The sequence below is a fragment of the Paracoccus versutus genome (assembly GCF_029909795.1).
Classification (GTDB): Bacteria; Pseudomonadota; Alphaproteobacteria; order Rhodobacterales; family Rhodobacteraceae; genus Paracoccus; species Paracoccus versutus.
The window spans coordinates 2,188,434-2,205,000 of the sequence record NZ_CP038196.1; the positions used below are offsets into that span (position 1 = coordinate 2,188,434).

The following is a 16,567-nucleotide window of genomic DNA, read 5'->3' on the forward strand; positions in this document are numbered from 1 at the left end:
GGGCTGGGAAAGGGGATGGCTTGCGCCTGTTCAGGACAGGCTGGCTTTGTAGTCGTCATAGGTGAACCGGCGGACCAGGCGGATCGTTCCGTCCTCGTCCCGGATCGCGATCGAGGGCATGGCTACGCCGTTGAACCAGTTCTTCTTGACCATGGTATAGCCGCCGGCATCGGCGATGCTGATGCGGTCGCCGACCTTCAGCGGCCGGGGAAAGCGGCCCTCGCCGAAGATGTCGCCCGCGAGGCAGGTCTTGCCCGCGACCTGCCAGGGATGCTCGCCGTCCTGCGGCAGCTTGGCGGTTTCGCGATAGATCAGCAGGTCGAGCATATGCGCCTCGATGCTCGAGTCGACGATGGCCACGTCCTTGCCGTGGTGGATGGTGTCCAGCACCGTCACCTCCAGCGAGGTCGAGCGGGTGATGCTGGCCTCGCCCGGTTCCAGGAAGACCTGCACGCCAAAGCGGTCCGAGAACGCCCGCAGCCGGTCGGCAAGCCGGTCCAGCGGATAGCCCTCGCCGGTGAAATGGATGCCGCCGCCAAGGCTGACCCAGTCGAGCTTTTCCAGGAAGCCGCCGAACTCGGCCTCGATCCGACCCAGCTGCGCGTCGAACAGCTCGAAATCGGCATTCTCGCAATTGTAGTGGATCATCACGCCCGAGATGCGGTCCAGCGCCGCCTCCAGCCGGTTCAGATCCCATTCGCCCAGCCGCGAGAAGGGGCGGGCCGGGTCGGCCAGGTCGAAGCCCGAGGTCGAGAAGCGCGGGTTCAGCCGCAGCCCCATGGCGATGCCGCGCCCGGCCGCCTTGGCCCCGAAACGGTCGAGCTGGCCCAGGCTGTTGAAGATGATCTTGTCGGCGTAACCCAGCGCCTCGTCGATCTCGTGATCGGCCCAGGCGACGGAATAGGCGTGGGTTTCCTTGCCGAATTCCTCGTGCCCCAGCCGCAGCTCGAACAGCGAGGACGAGGTGGTGCCGTCCATGAAGTCGCGCATGAAGTCGAAGGCCGACCAGGTGGCGAAGCATTTCAGCGCCAGAAGGCATTTCGCGCCCGAGCGTTCGCGCAGATAGCGGATTCGCTCCATGTTCACCCGCAGCTTCGCAAGGTCGATCAGGTAATAGGGCGTCTGCAGATCGGACATGGCGCGGAACCTCTGGCCTTGCGACCGTGAAAGCGGAAAACGAATGGCTCATTTAGGGCCACGGGCCGCATTTCGCAAGAAAGCGTGACGGGCGTGTGACGGCGGGTGCGATGGACGGGTGCGTCAGATGCGCAATCGCACCGGCTGGCCCGTGCGCACCGATTCGTCCGCGGCCAGGCAAACGGCGAGCGAGGAGACCGCGTCGCGCATGTGCCGCTCCAGGTCCATGTCCCCGGCGATGGCGCGGGCCATGAAGGCGGCCTCGGCGTCGCAAAGCTGCTGGTGGCCGGGTTCGTCGCGCATCGAGATGTCGTGGTCCGGTTCTCCGACGCGGTGCAGGCGCAGGGTCGCGGTGCGGGTATGGGTGTCGATGTCGTCCGAGCGCGCGTCCTGGGGCATGCGGATGCTGACGGCGCCGCGCGGGCTGACCACGTCCTTCACGAAAAAGGCGGTGTCGGACATCATCGGCCCCCAGCCCGCCTCGTACCAGCCCAGCGAGCCGTCCTGGAACAGCACCTGGAAATGGCCGTAGTTGTACATGTCCGCCGCGATCTCGTCCGAAAGGCGCAGGCCCATCCCCCGCACCTCGACCGGCGGCGCGTCGGTGATCTGACACATGACGTCGACGTAATGCACGCCGCAATCGACGATGGGCGGCGTGGTGCGCATCAGCGCCTTGTGGACCTGCCAGGTCGGGCCCGAGCTTTGCTGGTTCAGGTTCAGCCGGAAGACATAGGGCCCGCCCAATGCGCGCGCCTCGGCGATCAGGCGCTGCCAGCTGGGATGGTGGCGCAGGATGTAGCCGACGACCAGCTTGCGGCCGGTCTCGCCCGCGCATTCGGCCACGCGGCGGGCGTCCTCGACCGTGGTGGCCAGGGGCTTTTCGACGAAGACATGCGCGCCCGCCCGCATGGCGGCGATGGCATATTCGGCATGGCTGTCGGAATAGGTGGCGATCACCGCCACGTCGGGGCGCAGGCGGTGCAGCGCCTCGTGGAAGTCCTGGCTTTGCGGGATCGCGGCCAGTTCGGGCGGCAGGTCCACGGGCGAGCGGTTGACCAGGCCGACGATCTCGGCCCCCGGCTGCTTCAGCCAGGCCAGCGCGTGGCTGCGCCCCATGTTGCCCAGGCCGGCGACCAGCACCCGCATGGCCTAGTCGTCCACGATCGACAGGATCTTGGGCAGGGCGGGGCAGGGCAGCAGCTGGTTGCGGGCCACGTCCGCCAGCGTGTGGTTGTGCAGGAACACATAGACATGTGCCGACAGGCTTTCCCACAGCCGGTTCGACAGCGTCTGCGCCCGCGAGCCCGAGACCCCGCCCGAGGCGCCGGCGCCGACATGCAGCGCGCTGACGGTTTCGTCCACCGCCTCCAGCACGTCGGCGACGCGGATCGTCTCGGGCGCCTTGGCCAGCCGGTAGCCGCCGCCCGGCCCGCGCACCGAATCGACCAGCCCGGCCCGGCGCAGGCGGACGAAGAGCTGCTCCAGATAGGGCAGCGAGATGTCCTGCCGCTTGGAGATCTCGGCCAGCGAGGTCAACTCGTCGCCCTTGGCGATGGCCAGGTCGACCAGGGCGACCATTGCGTAACGTCCCTTGGTGGACAGTTTCATCTTGCCTCTCCTCCAGCCGCAAACCATTGACGACGCGTAAGCCAGGGGCTAATTCCCCGGCGCCGTCCTTGAATGCGTCTTGCCTATGTCGGGCGCGCTTCCCAGATTGACGATCTAGAGCCGCGCCGTCACAGGGTCAAGGAACCCGAGTTTCAAAGGAAGCCCATGCCCGAACTGATTTTCCCCGGTCCCGAAGGTCGTCTGGAAGGCCGCTATCACGCGCAAGCCGCGCCCGACGCCCCCATCGCCATCATCCTGCACCCGCATCCGCAATATGGCGGCACGATGAACAACCGGGTCGTCTACAACCTGCACTATGCCTTCCACCGCATGGGCTTCACCGTCATGCGGTTCAACTTCCGCGGCGTCGGCCGCAGCCAGGGCGAGTTCGACCAGGGCATCGGCGAGCTGTCGGATGCCGCCTCGGCGCTGGACTACCTGCAGGCGATGAACCCCAATTCCAAGCATTGCTGGGTCGCGGGCTTCAGCTTCGGCGCCTGGATCGGCATGCAGCTTCTGATGCGGCGGCCCGAGATCACCGGCTTCATCTCGGTCGCGCCGCCGGCGAACATGTATGACTTCTCGTTCCTCGCGCCCTGCCCCTCCTCGGGGCTGATCATCAACGGCACCGCCGACCGCGTGGCGCCGCCCAAGGACACCCATGCGCTGGTCGGCAAGCTGCGCGAGCAGAAGGGCATCACCATCACCCATGAGGAGATCGAGGGCGCGGACCATTTCTTCCGCGACGACGAGGCGCATATGAAGCCGATGATCGACACGGTGCAGGCCTATGTGCGCCGCCGCCTGACCGAGAACACGCGATAGGGAACCGGGCCGGCCGGGCCGGCCTGGGGCTTTGCCATGACCGACCTGACCCTGCGCTTTGCCTTCCTGACCGAGGCCGACCGGCTGAAATCGGTCGAGCGGGCGAATGTGCTGATGGACCTGTCGCGGCCGGAAAACAGCGCCGAGCACAGCTGGCACGTCGCGCTCTATGCGCTGGTCTTCGGCGCCTCGGACCGCGCCATCGCCATGCTGCTGCTGCACGACCTGGTCGAGATCGACTGCGGCGACCATCCGATCCACCTGGCCCATGACATGGCCGCCGTGCAGGCGGCCGAGGAAGCCGCGGCGCGCCGGCTGTTCGGCATGCTGCCGGGCGGCGAGGCGCTGATGGCCCTGTGGCACGAGTTCGAGGCGGGCGAAAGCCCGGATGCCCGCATGGCCAAGCGCATGGACCATGTCCAGCCGCTGTTCCAGGTGCTTTGCGCGCCCGAGCCCCTGGCCGATCATGTCGCCATCGTGCGCGACAACATGACCTCGGGCCGCGCCCGGCGGCTCTGGGCGGAATGGCCCGAGGCGATGGAGGCGGCGCAGGCCCTGCTGGAGGGTTGCGCGCCCTGCGGCGAACTGGCGCAGCGCCTGGCCTTCCTGGCCGAGGCCGACCGGCTGAAATCGGTGCTGCGCGCCAGCCTGCTTTGCGACGGCTCGCGGCGCGAGAACAGCGCCGAGCACAGCTGGCACCTGGCGCTTTACGCGCTGGTCATGGCGCCCCATGCCGGGCCGGCGGTGGAGATCGGCCGGGTGATCCGCATGCTGCTGATCCACGACCTGGTCGAGATCGACACCGGCGACGTGCCGATCCACGCCCAGAACGGCGCCGCCCATCACGGCACCGCGCAATTGCAGGCCGAGGCCGAGGCGGCCGAGCGGATCTTCGGCCTGCTGCCCGCGCCCCAGGGGGCCGAATTGCGCGCGCTCTGGGCCGAGTTCGAGGCGAACGAGACCCCCGACGCGGTCTTTGCCAAGTCGCTGGACCGGGCGCAGCCGGTGATGCAGAACATCGCTTCGGGCGGCGGCACCTGGGCGGAATACCGCGTGACCTATGCCCAGCTGGTCGAGCGCGTGGGCCTGCGCATCGAACGCGGCGCGCCGACGCTGTGGCACTGGCTCAGCGAAAGCGCGCAGGTGTATTTCCGCGGCTGATCCCACGGCTGCGGGGGCTTGGGGTCAATCGGTATGCAATCGCATACCGGGCTTTCCTTTCGTTCGGAATGCCGCTATAGCGCGGCCGAGCCGAATCCTAATCGAAGGGACCACCCATGTCGAAGATCAAGGTAGAGAACCCCGTCGTCGAGCTCGACGGCGACGAGATGACCCGGATCATCTGGGACTTCATCAAGCAGAAACTGATCCTGCCCTATCTGGACATCGACCTGAAATACTACGACCTGGGCATCGAGGAGCGCGACCGCACCCAGGACCAGATCACCGTGGACGCGGCCGAGGCGATCAAGCAATACGGCGTCGGCGTGAAATGCGCCACCATCACCCCCGACGAGGCGCGGGTCGAGGAATTCGGCCTGAAGAAGATGTGGAAATCGCCCAACGGCACCATCCGCAACATCCTGGGCGGCGTGATCTTCCGCGAGCCGATCATCTGCAAGAACGTGCCGCGCCTGGTCCCCGGCTGGACCCAGCCCATCGTCGTCGGCCGCCACGCCTTCGGCGACCAGTACAAGGCCACCGATTTCCTCTTTCCCGGCAAGGGCAGGCTGACGATCAAGTTCGTCGGCGAGGATGGCGAGACCATCGAGCACGAGGTCTACCAGGCGCCCGGCGCCGGCGTGGCCATGGCGATGTACAACCTCGACCAGTCGATCATCGACTTTGCCCGCGCCTCGATGAACTACGGGCTGAACCGCGGCTATCCGGTCTATCTCTCGACCAAGAACACCATCCTGAAAGCCTATGACGGCCGCTTCAAGGACCTGTTCCAGAAGGTCTACGAGGAAGAGTTCGAGGCCGAGTTCAAGAAGAAGGGCATCCATTACGAGCATCGCCTGATCGACGACATGGTCGCCTCGGCGATGAAATGGTCGGGCGGCTATGTCTGGGCCTGCAAGAACTACGACGGCGACGTGCAGTCGGATACGGTCGCGCAGGGTTTCGGTTCGCTGGGGCTGATGACCTCGGTGCTGATGACGCCGGACGGGAAGATCGTCGAGTCGGAGGCCGCGCATGGCACGGTGACGCGGCATTACCGCGAGCACCAGAAGGGCAACCAGACCTCGACCAACTCGATCGCCTCGATCTTTGCCTGGACCGGCGGGCTGAAGCACCGCGCCAAGCTGGACGGCAACGCCGCGCTGATGAATTTCGTCGAGACGCTGGAGAAGGTCACGGTGCAGGCGGTCGAGGACGGCCACATGACCAAGGACCTGGCGCTGCTGGTCGGGCCGGACCAGAAATGGCTGACCACCATGGGCTATCTGGAAAAGGTCGACGAATACCTGAACAAGGCGCTGGCGGGCTGATCCGCCCGGAAAGATGTCGGATTGCGAGGGCCGGGAGGGATCCCGGCCCTTTTCGCATGATCGGCGCGGATTCCGGCGTATTTGCGAAACGGTGAAGCGGGCAGGAGGCCGGCGGCGGCGCTGCGTCGCGGATTCTTGAGTATTTGGGGAACGAAGAAATCCGGGGGCGGTGCAAAGCCGCTTAACACGCGGCGCGGACTGGAGTATGGGAAGCGCGAGGCATAATCCCGGAGGCCCGCCATGAAAGCTGCCGTCATCACCTTTCCCGGATCGAATTGCGATCGCGACCTGGCCGTCGCCCTGCAGCAGGCGGGCGCCGAGGTCGTGCGGGTCTGGCACAAGGACGAGGCGCTGCCGGCGGGCACCGACCTGGTCGCGGTGCCGGGCGGGTTTTCCTTTGGCGACTACCTGCGCTGCGGCGCCATCGCCGCGCATTCGCCCATCGCCGGCGCGATCAAGGCCCATGCGGCGCGGGGCGGCTATGTGCTGGGCATCTGCAACGGCTTCCAGGTGCTGACCGAGCTGAACCTGCTGCCCGGCGCGCTGATGCGCAATGCCGGGCTGCGGTTCCTGTGCCGCGAGGCGGTGCTGCGGGTCGCGACCGCGGCCAGCCCCTTTACCGCCGCCTATCGGGCGGGCGAGGAGATCCGGGTGCCGGTCGCCCATCACGACGGCAACTACCAGATCGACGCCGAGGGGCTGGCGGCGCTGAAGGACCAGGACCGGATCGCCTTTACCTATGCGCCGGGCATCAACGGCTCGGTCGAGGATATCGCCGGGGTGCTGTCGGAGAACCGCCGGGTGCTGGGCATGATGCCCCATCCCGAGCGTGCCGCCGATCCGGCCCATGGCGGCACCGATGGCGCGAGGCTTTTTGCCTCGCTGATGCAGGAGCTTGTCGCGGCCTGACTTGAGCGGCGCTCTTTCGCGCACTAGACTGCATCGACCCTTACGAGGGCGGTGCCGGAGGCTCATGCGAGAGGAAGACAGTTCCATCGGGTTCCCGGAAGGCAGGGCGGGTCTGACCAGCCGTTGGGGACTGCGCGGCGTGATCGCCGTGCTGCTGGTCGTGGCCGCGGGCACGATCTGGTTCACCAATGCCTGGCTGACGGCGCGGTTTTCCGAGACGACGCGGGTGCGCACCGAATTGCGCTCGGCGCTTTATACCGGCAACCTGCTGTCGGAATTGCAGCGCACCTCGGTGGTGCCCCTGCTCTTGGCGCGCGACCCGGCGCTGATCTCGGCGCTGTCGGGCAATGATTTCTCGGGCACCTCGGCGCGGCTGATCTCGGCCCAGAAGGAGATCGCGGCGGCCTCGATCAAGCTCTTGGACGCCTCGGGGCGGGTCGTGGGCTCGACCGACCGCAACCTGATCGGCACCAATTACGTGCAGGAGCCGTTCTTCGTCGAGGCGCTGCGGTCGCGGGACACGGTGTTCACCGTCTCGCCTTCGCCGCAGGGGGCCTATGAGTTCACCTATTCCCGCACCGTCATGTCGGACGGGCGCACGCTGGGCGTGGTCGTGGTGGGGGCGGACCTGACCCGGCTGGTGCGGTCATGGGCGGGGATTTCCGATGCGATCGCGGTGACGGACAGCGAGGGGCAGATCATCCTGTCGACCGAGCCGCGCTGGCGCGGGCTGACCCTGCCCGAGGCCCTGGCGGTGCGCTCGGCGCCCTCGGCCATCGCGCGGGCCTTCCAGGTCACGGCGGATTGGGCGGCGACCCCGGCCGACGCCTATGTGCAGGGCCGCGCGGTGATGCAGTCCGAGACCCGCATCCCCTTCCGCGGCTGGAAGATGATCGCCTTCACCACCTACGAGTCGGTGCGCGAGCGGGTGAATGCGGTGCTGGCCATGGTCATCATGGGCTTTGCCATCCTGCTGGCGGCGGTGTTCTATCTGCTGTCGCGCCGGGCGCGGGTGGAATCGGCGGCCTGGATGCGCGAATCGGCCGACCTGCGGGCGCTGAACCTGCGCCTGACGCGCGAGATCGCCGAGCGCGAGCGGATGCAGAAGGAATTGCGCGTGGCCGAGCAGACCGTGCAGCAGTCCAGCAAGCTCGCGGCCCTGGGCGAGATGTCGGCGGGCGTCAGCCACGAGCTGAACCAGCCGCTGGCGGCGATGAAGACCTATCTGGCCGGGGCACGGCTTCTGTTGCAGCGCGGCCGGGCCGAGGAGGCGCTGTCGAGCTTCCAGCGCATCGACGACCTGGTCGAGCGCATGGGCGCCATCACCCGGCAGCTGAAATCCTATGCCAGGAAGGGCGGCGAGGCCTTCGAGCCGGTCGACCTGCGCGCCGCGCTGTCGAGCGCGCTGGTGATGATGGAGCCGCAGCTGCGAAGCCGCACCATCCGCCTGCAGCGCAACATCCCGCGCTATCCGGTCATGGTCTATTGCGACCGCATCCGGCTGGAGCAGATCATCATCAACCTGCTGCGCAACGCGGTCGATGCGATCAAGGGGCTGCGCGACCCGGCGATCGAGATCACCGTCAGCGCCGGCTCTCACGCATTCTTGTCCGTGCGCGACAACGGTCCGGGTGTATCGGATCTGGAAAATCTGTTTGAACCCTTCTTCACCACGAAGAAGCCCGGAGAGGGGACCGGCCTGGGGCTGGCGATCTCGTCCGGGATCGCGGCCGATTTCGGCGGGCGTCTGACGGCGCATAACGCCTCGGACGAGGGGGGCAGGGGCGCCGTATTCGAACTTGAGCTGCCGCTGCACGATCCCGGCCACAAGGCCGGGACGCGGCTGGCGGCGGAATGAAGAAAAGAGGTAAAGGCCCATGAGCCGCACTTTGAAGATAGCCGTCGTGGACGATGAACCGGACATGCGCGAATCCATCAGCCAGTGGCTGGCGCTGTCGGGCTTCGACGCCGAGACCTTCGCCACCGCCGAAGAGGCGCTGAAGGCGATCGGCGCCGACTGGCCGGGGGTGGTGATTTCCGACATCCGCATGCCGGGCATGGACGGGATGGCCTTTCTCAAGCGGCTGATGGGCATCGATTCGGGCCTGCCGGTCATCATGATCACCGGCCATGGCGATGTGCCGATGGCGGTCGAGGCCATGCGCATCGGCGCCATGGACTTCATGGAAAAGCCCTTCAACCCCGAGCGGTTGACCGAGCTGGTCAAGAAGGCGACCCAGGCCCGGCGCATGACGCTGGACAACCGCGCCCTGCGCCGCGACCTGTCCGAGGGCCAGCAGGTCATGTCCAAGCTGATCGGGTCGAGCCCGGTCATGGATCGGCTGCGCGAGGACATCCTGGACCTGGGCCAGGCCGACGGCCATGTGCTGATCGACGGCGAGACCGGCACCGGCAAGACCCTGGTCGCCCATGCGCTGCATGCGGTGGGGCCGCGCGCCTCGAAGAAATTCGTGCCGATCTCCTGCGCGGCCTATAGTGACGAGATCCTTTCGGCCAAGCTGTTCGGCCCGGTCGAGAGCGGGCTGCCCGCGGTCGAGGAGGCCCGCGGCGGCACGCTGTGCCTGGAGGACATCGAGGCGCTGTCCGATCCCCTGCAGGCGCGGCTTCTGGCCTTCATCGCCGAGCAGGGCAGCCCGGCCGAGACCCGGATCATCGCCATTTCCAACGCCCGCGGCGAGGGGCGCCGGGCCGAGGATTCGCTGCGTCCCGACCTGTTCTATCGCCTGACCGCGCTGAAGATCACCCTGCCGCCGCTGCGTTCGCGCGGCGAGGACATCCTGACGCTGTTCACCCGCATGACCGAGCAATTCGCCGAGGAATACGGCTGCGAGCCGCCGCAGGTGACGGCGCAGGAGGCGGCGCAGCTGTTGCAGGCGCCCTGGCCGGGCAATGTGCGCCAGCTGATCAATGTGGCCGAGCGCGCGGTCTTGCAGAACCGCCGCGGCTCGGGATCCATCGCCTCGCTGCTGATGGCCGACGGCGAGGATACGCAGGAGGCGACCACGACCGAGGGCAAGCCGCTCAAGGAATATGTCGAGAGCTTCGAGAAGATGCTGATCGACAATACCATGCGCCGCCACAAGGGCAGCATCGCCGCGGTCATGGACGAGCTGTGTCTGCCGCGCCGGACGCTGAACGAGAAGATGGCGAAATACGGGCTGAGCCGCAGCGATTACCTGTGAGCGGCACGCCTCCGGCCCGGTCGGACATGGGTATTTGGGGAACGGAGAAATAGCCGGGGCGCGGGATCTGGCCTGGGGATTTGCCTGCCGCGGCGCGCCCCTGCCGGGGGGCGGGCGGGATGGGCGGATCGGCAAATCCCGGCGCTTTGACCAAAAACAGATTGTAACGGCGCGCCCTTCCCCGCTATCTTGCCCCTGTAGGGTGGGCGCCACAACCAATGGTTGCTCGACCTCGCCAGTTTCGCAGCGCGCCAGCCAGCCGCGACACCTGAAAAGTGCCGGTGGTGCCACGCGCGGAAAATCCTGCCCACGCCCCCAGGGGGCCTCTGGGCGACCGTAGATCGCAGCCCCGACCGCGCGAGCGGGATGGGCCAAGAAAGGTAAACAGACGCGATGGATCGCGCAACGCAGCTTGATCGGCAACGGTGGCAGGGGGGTTCCCCGGCCGCCGCGATTGCTGCTGGCGGTGCGGCTTTCGCTGTCCTCTCATGCGGCAGCCGAACCTTGCCCCCGCCACCGTGCGGGCCGGTCCGGCGGCCCGAAAGACGGAAACATGTCAAAGAAAATGCTGATCGACGCCACGCATTCCGAGGAAACTCGGGTTGTCGTGGTGGATGGAACCAAAGTCGAGGAATTTGATTTCGAGACGGTCAACAAGCGGCAGCTTGCTGGCAACATCTACCTGGCCAAGGTGACGCGGGTCGAACCCTCGCTGCAGGCCGCCTTCGTGGATTACGGCGGCAATCGCCACGGCTTCCTGGCCTTTGCCGAGATCCATCCCGATTACTACCAGATCCCCGCCGCCGACCGTAAGGCGCTGATCGAGGAAGAACGCCAGGCCGCCGCCGCCGAGGCCGACGAGGGCGAGAAGAAGCGTAGCCCGCGCCGCCGCAAGCCGGCCAAGGCCGCTGCCGCCGACAGCGGCGATGCCGTCGTGGTCTCGGACGAGATCGCGGGGATGGCCGTGCTGGACCCCTCGGAAGGCGAGGCCGCGGGGGGCGAGGATCTTGCGGTGGCCGTGGCCGAGGCCGCACCGCTGGCGACGGCCGAGGATGCTGCCGCGGTCGCCCCCGATGCAGCCGACGAGCCGGCAGGCGATGACGCCGCCGAGAACGATGGCATCGAATCGGTCGCCGAGGAGGATGTGGCCGAGGAGATCTCGCCCCCCCGCAAGCCCCGCGCGCGCCGCTACAAGATCCAGGAGGTGATCAAGGTCCGGCAGATCATGCTGGTCCAGGTCGTCAAGGAGGAGCGGGGCAACAAGGGCGCCGCGCTGACCACCTATCTGTCGCTGGCCGGCCGCTATTGCGTGCTGATGCCCAATACCGCGCGCGGCGGCGGGATTTCCCGCAAGATCACCAATGCCGCCGACCGCAAGAAGCTGAAGGAGATCGCCAGCGAGCTGGAGGTGCCGGAAGGCGCCGGGCTGATCATCCGCACCGCCGGCAGCCAGCGGACACGGACGGAAATCCGCCGCGACTACGAATACCTGATGCGACTGTGGGAACAGATCCGTGAGCTGACCTTCAAGTCCATCGCGCCCGCGCCGATCTATGAGGAAGGCGACCTGATCAAGCGCACGATCCGCGATCTCTACAGCAAGGAGATCGACGAGGTCCTGGTCGAGGGCGAGCGCGGCTATCGCACGGCCAAGGACTTCATGAAGATGATCATGCCGTCCCATGCCAAGAACGTGAAGCATTACACCGACCCGATGCCGCTTTACGCGCGCTATCAGGTGGAAAGCTATCTGGCCGGCATGTTCAACCCGGTCGTGCAGCTGAAATCCGGCGGCTATATCGTCATCGGCGTCACCGAGGCGCTGGTCGCCATCGACGTGAACTCGGGCCGGGCCACCAAGGAAGGCTCGATCGAGGACACCGCACTGAAGACGAACCTGGAGGCCGCCGAGGAAATCGCCCGCCAGCTGCGCCTGCGCGACCTGGCCGGGCTGATCGTCATCGACTTCATCGACATGGAGGAGCGCAAGAACAACGCCGCCGTCGAGAAGCGCTTCAAGGACAAGCTCAAGACCGACCGGGCGCGCATCCAGGTCGGGCGCATCTCGGGCTTCGGCCTGATGGAGATGTCGCGCCAGCGCCTGCGGCCGGGGATGCTGGAATCGACCACGCAGCCCTGCCCGCATTGCCACGGCACCGGGCTGATCCGTTCGGACGACAGCCTGGCGCTGACCATTCTGCGCGCCATCGAGGAAGAGGGCACCCGCAAGCGGTCCCGCGAGGTGCTGGTCAAGGCGCCGGTCGCGGTGGCGAACTTCCTGATGAACGCCAAGCGCGAGCATATCGCCAATATCGAGGCGCGCTATGGGCTGTCGGTCCGGGTCGAGGCCGATCCGGCGTTGATCTCGCCCGATTACGCGATCGAGAAGTTCAAGACCGCGACCCGCAATGTGCCCGAGGTGGTCTCGCCCGTGGTTTCGGTCGATGCCCGGCTGATGGCGCAGATCGACGACGAGGAGCCGGTCGAGGAAGAGGTCGAGGAGATCGCCGAGGAGGAAGACCGCGCCGAGGACAGCCATGCCGAAGGCGGCGAGAATGGCGAGGGGGGCGAGAACGGCAGCAAGCGCCGGCGTCGCCGCCGCCGTCGCCGCGGCGGCAAGAACGGCGAGGGCGAGGCGTCCCATGCCGAGGATGGCTTGGATCACGCCGAGGAGGGTGCCGAGGATGCGGCCTCTGAAGCCGAGCCGGCCGAGCAGCCCGCCGAAGCCGAGGTGACGCCGGCCGAGGCCGTGGCGGAAGTGGTGGCCGAGGCCGAGAATGCGGTCGAAGCCGATGCCGACGCCGCCGAGAAGCCGCGCCGCCGCACCCGGACCCGCCGCCGCAAGACGGAAGAGCCGAGCGACGCCGCCGCGGACGCGCCGCAGGCGGGTGTTGAGGCGGGGCCTGCCGTCGAGGCGGTCGAGCCCGTCGCGGAGCCTGTCGTGGAGGCCGCGTCGGCGGATGCTGCGCAGGATGCGCAGGCCGAGGAGCCGATTGCCGAGGCTGCTGCCGATCAGGCGGCCGAGGCCGAGGCGGAGGCGGAAGCTGCCGGACCCGTGGCGACCGACGCCGAGGAAGCCGCAGCCGCGGAACCCGAGGCCGCGGAGCACGAGACCGCCGTGGCGGAGGCCGAATCGACCGTTGCACCCGAGGCCGTACCGGCGCCCATGCCCGAGCCGGCTCCAGCTGCCGCGAACGAAGAGTCGGCGCGTCCCAAGCGTCGCGGCTGGTGGTCCCTGGGCTGATCTGTCGCAGCCTTCCCACGAAAGCGTTACGGGCGCGGGGCTTTCCCGCGCCCTTTCCATGAGCCAAGGTGCCGGACATGTTGGGAATCGAGCTTGCAGACGCCGCCTTTCTGCCCGCCGCGACGGTCGCGCTGCTGGCCGGGATCCTGTCCTTCCTGTCGCCTTGCGTCCTGCCGGTGGTGCCGCCCTATCTGGCCTATATGACGGGGGTCGGCGTTGGCGGGCTGAAGACGGGCGAACGCAGCGCGGTGGTGCCGGCGCTGTTCTTCGTCCTGGGGCTTTCGACGGTTTTCCTGCTGATGGGCATGGCGGCATCGGCCTTTGGCCGGATGTTCCTGCAATGGCAGGACTGGCTGGCGCGCGGGGCCGGGGTGGTGGTCATCATCATGGGCCTGCATTTCCTGCGCATCATCCGCATCCCCTTCCTGGATACCGAGGCGCGGCTGGATGCCGGCGACAAGGGCGGCTCGTCGCTGGGGGCCTATATCCTGGGGCTGGCCTTTGCCTTTGGCTGGACGCCCTGCATCGGGCCGCAGCTTGGCATGATCCTGTCCCTGGCCGCCACCGGGGCCGAGGCAGGGCGCGGCGCGGCGCTGCTGGCGGTCTATGCGCTGGGGCTGGGCATTCCCTTCCTGCTGTCGGCCATCTTCGTCAACCGCGCCATCGGGGTGATGAACCGCATCAAGCCGCATCTGAAGCTGATCGAGCGCATGATGGGCGTGCTGCTGGTCGTGGTCGGGGCGGCGCTGCTGACCGGCGCCTTCCCGACCTTTGCCTATTGGCTGCTGGAAACCTTTCCCTGGCTGGCCGCGCTGGGTTAATCCCAGTTCGGTCAATCCCAGTTGGGCGGGCGCTTTTCCAGGAAGGCCTGGATGCCCTCGGCCGTGTCGGGCAGCAGCAGGTTCTCGCAGATCACCGCGCCCGCGGTCTCATAGGCATCCGCAAGGCCCAGGTTGCGCTGCGCGTGGAAGGCGCGCTTGCCCATGCGCACGGCGGCGGGCAGCTTGGCGGCGATGCCGCGGGCCAGGGCCATCGTCTCGGCCTCCAGTGCCGCGGGCGCGGCGACGCGGTTCACCAGGCCCAGCTCGTGCGCCCGCCGGGCGTCGATGAATTCGCCCGTCACCAGCAGCTCGAAGGCGGCGCGCGGCGGAATGGCGCGGGTCAGCGCCACCATCGGGGTCGAGCAGAACAGCCCGATGTTCACCCCGTTCACGCCAAAGCGCACGCCCTCGGCCGCCACGGCCATGTCGCAGCTGGCGACCAGCTGGCAGCCGGCGGCGGTGGCGATGCCCTGCACCTCGGCGATGACGGGCTGGGGCAGGGCCGGCAGCTTCTGCATCATCTGGGCGCAGCGCGAGAACAGCCGTTCATAGGCGGCGCGGCCGTCATCCTCGTCATTGCGGGCGCCCTGCATCTCGCGCAGGTCGTGGCCGGCGCAGAACGCCTTGCCGCGCGCGGCCAGCACCACCACCCGGATGGCGTCCTCCGCCGCGATCTCGTCCAGCGCATCGGACAGCGCGTCGATCATCGCCGTGGACAGCGCGTTGTAATTCATCGGGCTGTTCAGGATCAGGCGCGCAACGGGGCCGTCGTCCTGGCGCAGCACCAGCGGCTGGGGGTTTCCATCCTTCATGCCATTCCTCCTGACGCCACGGCGCGGCTTGTCTTTACCGGGCTTTGCCGGGCAGTCTAGCCGCCGTTCCGGCAGGGGGGAAGCATGGCATTGGCAATGGGCCGCGAGGCGCTGAACGAATTTCTGGACCGGGCATTTCCGCAGATCGCGGGCCAGGTGCGGGTGGAATCGCTGGACGAGACGGGGCTGACCGCGCGGCTGAAGGTGGACGACCGGCACCTGCGCCCCGGCGGGACCGTCAGCGGCCCGTCCATGTTCGCGCTGGCCGACGTGGCGATCTACCTGGCCATCCTGGCCCGCATCGGCGAGGTGGCGCTGGCCGTGACCACCAATGCCTCGATCGACTTCATGCGCAAGCCCGAGGCGGGGCGCGACCTGCTGGCCGATTGCCGCATCCTCAAGCTGGGCCGCATGCTGGCCGTGGGCGAGGTGCTGATCCGCTCGGACGGGACCGAGGAGCCGGTGGCGCGCTGCTCGATGACCTATGCGATTCCGCCGAAACGCTGATGTGGGCGGGGGTTGTTTTGCGGTATTTTGATACCTATTTCACAAGCCATTGATATGGCTGCGGGATTCCAGGCATCGCGCACTTGACCTGCGCCCGGCTTTTGCCGATATACGCCCATCTCGAATTACAGCCCCCAAAGGGACCGACAGATGAAAACCTATACCGCGAAACCGGCGGAAATCGAGAAGAAGTGGATCCTGATCGACGCCGAGGGCGTCGTTCTGGGCCGTCTTGCCTCGATCGTCGCGATGCGCCTGCGTGGCAAGCACAAGCCGACCTTCACCCCGCACATGGACATGGGCGACAATGTCATCATCATCAACGCCGACAAGGTGCAGATGACCGGCGACAAGCGCGACGCCAAGAAATACTACTGGCACACCGGCCATCCGGGCGGCATCAAGCACCGCACCGCGCGGCAGGTGCTGGAAGGCGCCCACCCCGAGCGCGTGGTGATCAAGGCCGTCGAGCGCATGATCTCGCGCAACAAGCTGGGCAAGAAGCAGATGACCAACCTGCGCGTCTATGCCGGCGCCGAGCATCCGCACGAAGCTCAGCAGCCCGAAGTGCTGGACGTCAAGTCCATGAACGCCAAGAATACCCGGAGCGCGTAAGCCATGGCCGAAGACATCAAAACCCTCGACGATCTGAAATCGGTCGCGACGGCTGCCCCGGCGGCTGCCCCGGTTCGCGAGGCGCAGCGCGATTCGCTGGGCCGCTCCTATGCCACCGGCAAGCGCAAGGACGCGGTCGCCCGCGTCTGGGTCAAGCCGGGTTCGGGCAAGGTGGTCGTGAACGGCAAGGACATCGCGGAATATTTCGCCCGTCCGGTGCTGCAGATGATCCTGCGCCAGCCCTTCGAAGTGGCCGGCGTCTCGGGCCAGTACGACGTCTATGCCACGGTTGCCGGCGGCGGCTTGTCGGGCCAGGCGGGTGCGGTCAAGCACGGCATCTCGAAGGCGCTGCAACTGCACGAGCCCAGCCTGCGCGCCGCGCTGAAGGCGG

15 protein-coding genes (1 of these 15 running past the window's edge) are annotated in these 16,567 nt (G+C 67.4%); 11 read left to right on the forward strand and 4 right to left on the reverse strand.

Features of this window, described 5'->3' with window-relative positions:
- Positions 1-30: 30 nt before the first annotated feature.
- The 3 genes from E3U25_RS10805 to iscR all read right to left on the reverse strand — a co-directional run bounded on the left by E3U25_RS10805 (position 31) and on the right by iscR (position 2,748).
- A complete protein-coding gene (locus tag E3U25_RS10805) occupies positions 31-1,137 on the reverse strand; it encodes a carboxynorspermidine decarboxylase (protein WP_114536013.1) in 1,107 nt (368 codons plus the stop codon).
- A 123-nt stretch (positions 1,138-1,260) separates the two neighbouring features.
- Positions 1,261-2,286, reverse strand: a complete 1,026-nt coding sequence (locus E3U25_RS10810) for a Gfo/Idh/MocA family protein (RefSeq protein WP_036749005.1) — start codon at positions 2,284-2,286, stop codon at positions 1,261-1,263.
- Positions 2,287-2,289: 3 nt separating this feature from the next.
- Positions 2,290-2,748 (reverse strand): Fe-S cluster assembly transcriptional regulator IscR, encoded by a 459-nt coding sequence (gene iscR, locus E3U25_RS10815; RefSeq protein ID WP_024845794.1) that lies wholly within the window; start codon positions 2,746-2,748, stop codon positions 2,290-2,292.
- A 165-nt stretch (positions 2,749-2,913) separates the two neighbouring features.
- Between iscR and E3U25_RS10820 the strand changes: the two genes are divergently transcribed.
- From E3U25_RS10820 to E3U25_RS10855, 8 genes are all read left to right on the forward strand, one after another.
- Positions 2,914-3,573, forward strand: coding sequence for an alpha/beta hydrolase (locus tag E3U25_RS10820; RefSeq protein ID WP_036749011.1), 660 nt, complete (start codon positions 2,914-2,916; stop codon positions 3,571-3,573).
- A 36-nt stretch (positions 3,574-3,609) separates the two neighbouring features.
- The gene (locus E3U25_RS10825) at positions 3,610-4,734 is read left to right on the forward strand and encodes an HD domain-containing protein (RefSeq protein ID WP_116220423.1); all 1,125 of its coding nucleotides are present in this window, start codon (positions 3,610-3,612) and stop codon (positions 4,732-4,734) included.
- Positions 4,735-4,850: 116 nt separating this feature from the next.
- Positions 4,851-6,065, forward strand: coding sequence for an NADP-dependent isocitrate dehydrogenase (locus E3U25_RS10830; RefSeq protein WP_116220422.1), 1,215 nt, complete (start codon positions 4,851-4,853; stop codon positions 6,063-6,065).
- A gap of 240 nt (positions 6,066-6,305) precedes the next feature.
- Positions 6,306-6,974: a phosphoribosylformylglycinamidine synthase subunit PurQ gene (purQ, locus tag E3U25_RS10835; RefSeq protein WP_116220421.1), complete on the forward strand. Its 669-nt coding sequence runs from the start codon at positions 6,306-6,308 to the stop codon at positions 6,972-6,974.
- 64 nt (positions 6,975-7,038) lie between these two features.
- Complete coding sequence (locus E3U25_RS10840) at positions 7,039-8,832, forward strand: sensor histidine kinase (protein ID WP_036749022.1); 1,794 nt, start codon at positions 7,039-7,041, stop codon at positions 8,830-8,832.
- Between the two features lie 19 nt (positions 8,833-8,851).
- Positions 8,852-10,177, forward strand: a complete 1,326-nt coding sequence (locus tag E3U25_RS10845) for a sigma-54-dependent transcriptional regulator (RefSeq protein WP_036749029.1) — start codon at positions 8,852-8,854, stop codon at positions 10,175-10,177.
- A gap of 553 nt (positions 10,178-10,730) precedes the next feature.
- The gene (locus tag E3U25_RS10850) at positions 10,731-13,421 is read left to right on the forward strand and encodes an Rne/Rng family ribonuclease (protein ID WP_116220420.1); all 2,691 of its coding nucleotides are present in this window, start codon (positions 10,731-10,733) and stop codon (positions 13,419-13,421) included.
- Positions 13,422-13,498: 77 nt separating this feature from the next.
- On the forward strand, positions 13,499-14,242 hold the full coding sequence (locus E3U25_RS10855) for a cytochrome c biogenesis CcdA family protein (RefSeq protein ID WP_036749030.1): 744 nt from the start codon (positions 13,499-13,501) through the stop codon (positions 14,240-14,242).
- A gap of 11 nt (positions 14,243-14,253) precedes the next feature.
- On the opposite strand, the gene E3U25_RS10860 is transcribed toward E3U25_RS10855, so the two are convergent.
- Positions 14,254-15,054, reverse strand: a complete 801-nt coding sequence (locus E3U25_RS10860) for an enoyl-CoA hydratase (protein WP_116220419.1) — start codon at positions 15,052-15,054, stop codon at positions 14,254-14,256.
- A gap of 84 nt (positions 15,055-15,138) precedes the next feature.
- Here E3U25_RS10860 and E3U25_RS10865 point away from each other — a divergent pair, with 84 nt between their 5' ends.
- From E3U25_RS10865 to rpsI, 3 genes are all read left to right on the forward strand, one after another.
- Positions 15,139-15,561, forward strand: a complete 423-nt coding sequence (locus tag E3U25_RS10865) for a PaaI family thioesterase (RefSeq protein WP_036749037.1) — start codon at positions 15,139-15,141, stop codon at positions 15,559-15,561.
- A 150-nt stretch (positions 15,562-15,711) separates the two neighbouring features.
- A complete protein-coding gene (rplM, locus tag E3U25_RS10870; RefSeq protein WP_024845806.1) occupies positions 15,712-16,176 on the forward strand; it encodes a 50S ribosomal protein L13 in 465 nt (154 codons plus the stop codon).
- Positions 16,177-16,179: 3 nt separating this feature from the next.
- A protein-coding gene (rpsI, locus tag E3U25_RS10875; RefSeq protein ID WP_036749038.1) for a 30S ribosomal protein S9 crosses the window boundary here: on the forward strand, positions 16,180-16,567 show its 5' portion. 92 nt of this gene lie beyond the right edge of the window; 388 of the gene's 480 nt are visible here — the first part of the coding sequence; its start codon is at positions 16,180-16,182; its stop codon lies beyond the right edge, outside the window.

Excerpts from the sequence above, each read along its gene's own strand:
- E3U25_RS10820 (WP_036749011.1), top strand. The coding sequence starts at position 2,914 with ATGCCCGAACTGATTTTCCCCGGTCCCGAAGGTCGTCTGGAAGGCCGC.
- E3U25_RS10850 (WP_116220420.1), top strand. The coding sequence starts at position 10,731 with ATGTCAAAGAAAATGCTGATCGACGCCACGCATTCCGAGGAAACTCGG.
- E3U25_RS10830 (WP_116220422.1), top strand. The coding sequence starts at position 4,851 with ATGTCGAAGATCAAGGTAGAGAACCCCGTCGTCGAGCTCGACGGCGAC.
- E3U25_RS10805 (WP_114536013.1), bottom strand. The coding sequence starts at position 1,137 with ATGTCCGATCTGCAGACGCCCTATTACCTGATCGACCTTGCGAAGCTG.
- rplM (WP_024845806.1), top strand. The coding sequence starts at position 15,712 with ATGAAAACCTATACCGCGAAACCGGCGGAAATCGAGAAGAAGTGGATC.
- E3U25_RS10860 (WP_116220419.1), bottom strand. The coding sequence starts at position 15,054 with ATGAAGGATGGAAACCCCCAGCCGCTGGTGCTGCGCCAGGACGACGGC.
- E3U25_RS10840 (WP_036749022.1), top strand. The coding sequence starts at position 7,039 with ATGCGAGAGGAAGACAGTTCCATCGGGTTCCCGGAAGGCAGGGCGGGT.
- E3U25_RS10855 (WP_036749030.1), top strand. The coding sequence starts at position 13,499 with ATGTTGGGAATCGAGCTTGCAGACGCCGCCTTTCTGCCCGCCGCGACG.
- iscR (WP_024845794.1), bottom strand. The coding sequence starts at position 2,748 with ATGAAACTGTCCACCAAGGGACGTTACGCAATGGTCGCCCTGGTCGAC.
- E3U25_RS10810 (WP_036749005.1), bottom strand. The coding sequence starts at position 2,286 with ATGCGGGTGCTGGTCGCCGGCCTGGGCAACATGGGGCGCAGCCACGCG.
- E3U25_RS10865 (WP_036749037.1), top strand. The coding sequence starts at position 15,139 with ATGGCATTGGCAATGGGCCGCGAGGCGCTGAACGAATTTCTGGACCGG.
- E3U25_RS10825 (WP_116220423.1), top strand. The coding sequence starts at position 3,610 with ATGACCGACCTGACCCTGCGCTTTGCCTTCCTGACCGAGGCCGACCGG.
- E3U25_RS10845 (WP_036749029.1), top strand. The coding sequence starts at position 8,852 with ATGAGCCGCACTTTGAAGATAGCCGTCGTGGACGATGAACCGGACATG.
- purQ (WP_116220421.1), top strand. The coding sequence starts at position 6,306 with ATGAAAGCTGCCGTCATCACCTTTCCCGGATCGAATTGCGATCGCGAC.